Origin of the sequence: Chitinophaga sp., from assembly GCF_036566945.1 — a bacterium.
Taxonomy (GTDB): domain Bacteria; phylum Bacteroidota; class Bacteroidia; order Chitinophagales; family Chitinophagaceae; genus Chitinophaga.
Map to the genome: position 1 here is coordinate 1 of NZ_DATCVJ010001086.1, position 3305 is coordinate 3305.

Consider the following 3305-nt stretch of genomic DNA (forward strand, 5'->3'; position numbering starts at 1 on the left):
AATTCAATGCCAGTTGTTTTAAATCTGACTAAAGTCCCAACTTCCGGAAAAATACCCGGAGCAATATGTTCTAGCTCATTTGAAAAAAACTCAAATAGTAGGTAAACCCAAAACCATACTGCTTCAAATGTGTGAGTTTTATGTGAATACCAAATGCACTTGCATTGCTTTATAACAAAATTATTTTGTGACACATCGAATTCCGATAACGTTTCGACTACAACCATCAGCGGCGGAATACTTTGCGCATCCCCACCAATCACAATTGTCTCCTGATTAAATTGTAAACACAGTGGATGAGACTTTAGCCCAACAACGGATCCAATCTTAAGCATGAATATTTATTTATATATTTATTTTTAAATTAATTATTTACAAGATTTTATTAAATCAAGGTATATTTGCGGTAGACCTTGTTGCGTGGGCTACCTACGATTGGTCAGGACTATATGATTCTCATGTGAACTTTACAAAAGTTTTTGAGGTTAAACCTATTGTTATAGGGATTTGAATCGCAGATGAATCTGTTTACAGCCTCCCGGATAAGGGTGTCCGCTGACAGGATCGTCTCAGTCAAAGATAGCGTAATCTTGCTAATAGTCTTAAGCATGTATATAAGATGTTTAATGGCGATGGTGTAAGTGTACGAAAGATTGAACACAATGTGGCCCAAGAAATTGGGTACTGGTCCGGCTCTTCATTGAGTGTTATGTAGGTAGATATAACCGTACAAATGCACAAGGTCTTTTTTTAAGTTATGGAAAATAGCAAACCGGAATGGCTAAAAGCCAAAGGATATTTACATTTAACTCCTCAAATCGACATTAATAAGGGCTCGCAAAAACTGATTGCTAGGATAAAGGCGCCGAGTTTTGTCCAACGATATTCTTTTTATCCCCTTATCCACACTGTTATTAAAGAGAGAAGGTATAAAAAAGTAGATGGAAAACGCTTTCATAAATACAAAAAGGGAAATGCAGTAAAACATACAGCAAAAAGCCGTCCACTACACTATGCACCCCATATGGATGCCATTATATACGGATATTACGCTTCCCTAATTCAAGACAAGTATGAATCATGTTTATGTGATCACGTTGATCTAAATTCGGCAGTAACAGCCTATCGAAAAATTCCCACCGGAGATGCTGGAAAACATAAAGGTACAATTCATTTTGCTAAGGAGGTATTTGATGAAATAAGAATTAAAACAATAGAATGGGGTGAATGTGCGGTACTTGCATTTGATATTGAAAGTTTCTTTTCAACCTTAAATCATGATAGGTTAGAGAAAGCTTGGAAAGACCTATTTCAATTTGAAATTCTCCGCCCCGATCATAAAAAAGTCTTTTTAGCAACTACAAAGTTTTCATACGTCTTACTAAACGATTTGAAAAGATTTTGTAACAAGAATATTTCCAAACCAAAAGCCTTCAACGAAAGAAGATTGGCTATAATTAGGAACCATTTTGGAAAATTTTCTTTTTTTGAATCTAATAAAGAGTTTCGGCAAGCGATAAAATCCAGAAGGCTTCCTGTTTACAAAAATCATTTTCATCATAAAGGATCAAAAGAGATCATTGGCATTCCTCAAGGGCTACCGATTAGTGCAACACTTGCAAATCTGTACCTTTTGAAATTTGATAGAGAGATAGTTGAAAAGGCGGTACATCAATTGGGGGCTTTCTATAGGAGATACTCTGATGATATAGTGGTTGTTTGTTCAGTCGAACATATTGGGCAAATAAAAGAGTTAGTTAAAAACTCTTTAGATGAAAGCCTCGTAAAATTAAGCCTACCTAAAACAGAGGTATTTAAATATACTTTATCTGCAAACATTGAATCAAAAAGCAATATTATATGCAATAAAATTAAAGATGGAAAAACCATTTCTAATAGTCGTCTAACATATTTAGGATTCGAATTCGATGGAAATCGAACTTTTATCAAGTCTGCAAATCTCTCGAGATTCTATAGAAGAATGATGCGTGCAGTTCGCTCTAAAGCTAGGATTGCCTTAAAGCTTGCTGCGCCTGACGAAAAGCCCGTCATTTTCATACGTCAACTTTATGATTTATATTCGAATTACCCATTAACCCAAAAAGCGCGTGATAAAAAATATAAAAAATTGGAAAGAAACGACTTCGGTGAGTTCAGGGTTGTTATAAAGAAAGCGAGTTTTGGGTCAGCAAAAACGAATAATACCAATTTTGTAGCAACCCCAGAAGTCCATGGTAAAAGAATGATAAAGAGTAATTATTTAACATATGTTGATAGGGCAAGTGAAATAATGAATGAGCCGGCAATTTCAAATCAATTAAAAAATCACACTAAAATTCTTAATAGAGCGATTGCGTTTAGGCTGAAATTGAACTAACAAAATAGTCTTGTTCAGTTGATTGAATCGTAAATTATATTCGAATTTTTAAGATCGGCAGGCTATTAGCCTGCCGATATCTTTATAATTATTCCCGGATTTGAAGATTGATAATCGTGAGTTCCGAGCGATTCTTTCTGGTAAAAGTGCCGACTTTGGAGGCAGCTTTTCAAGTGGTTGTGTAACAACCATACAACTTGCTGGCAGCGATTTTAGGCGGCCTTAACATGTATTAAATTCATTGATTTCTACATTTTTTTTCTGAGCAGGCTTCTATAAATAATAACCCTAATTCTGTAAGGACGTGTTCATCGTTTGAACCAAGATCAATATCTAAGTCCACCAAAAGATATGGTTGCTCAGGCTTGTTTGGAATTTCCAAGGTCTGCCCGTCTGCAAAAGGTTCTTGAATTAACCTGATTAAACCTAGTCTGATTAGGTTTGATACCTCAAATTCTCTTATGCCATCCTCTGGTATGGATTGAGGTTTTTTCAAATTATATTCAAGCGTTATCAACTTTTCAGGTATTTTTCGTAATTCTTCTTCTAACTCACGCTGCCTTCTTATTCTATGAAAATATTGCTCATTTGCGCTTCTATAGAGATCTCTCTTTTCTCTTAATTCTTTCAATTCCTTCCCAAGTAAAGTTGACTTACTTTCTTCTTCCAATTTACACTCAACGATCTCTGCCTTCATTTTTTTCTCACGATCGACTTTTTCCCAATATGCCTTTTCAATTATCATAAACTCTGTCTTTGAAATTTGCCCAAGAATATATGGGAAGACATGATTCTGGATATTGCTTTCTGAATCTACTAAATTGGATAATAATATTGCCCATTTGTCTTGTAGGAAATCATCTTCTTCCAATGACGCATTATCAAGTAATGGACATAAAAGTTTTAAAGAAATGGATTTCGGAGAAAT

Annotated in this window: 3 protein-coding genes; 1 reads left to right on the forward strand and 2 read right to left on the reverse strand. The window is 35.0% G+C overall.

Translation table 11 applies throughout. The features are described from left to right. The coding region (locus tag VIP81_RS32720; protein WP_331972216.1) for a hypothetical protein at positions 1-335 on the reverse strand (335 nt) is incomplete at its 3' end. Positions 336-757: 422 nt separating this feature from the next. On the opposite strand from VIP81_RS32720, the gene VIP81_RS32725 reads away from it, so the two are divergent. After that, positions 758-2377: a reverse transcriptase domain-containing protein gene (locus VIP81_RS32725; protein WP_331972219.1), complete on the forward strand. Its 1620-nt coding sequence runs from the start codon at positions 758-760 to the stop codon at positions 2375-2377. Positions 2378-2615: 238 nt separating this feature from the next. Here the strand turns inward: VIP81_RS32725 and VIP81_RS32730 are convergent. Next, positions 2616-3305: hypothetical protein (locus VIP81_RS32730; protein ID WP_331972222.1), on the reverse strand; the 690-nt coding region annotated here is incomplete at its 5' end.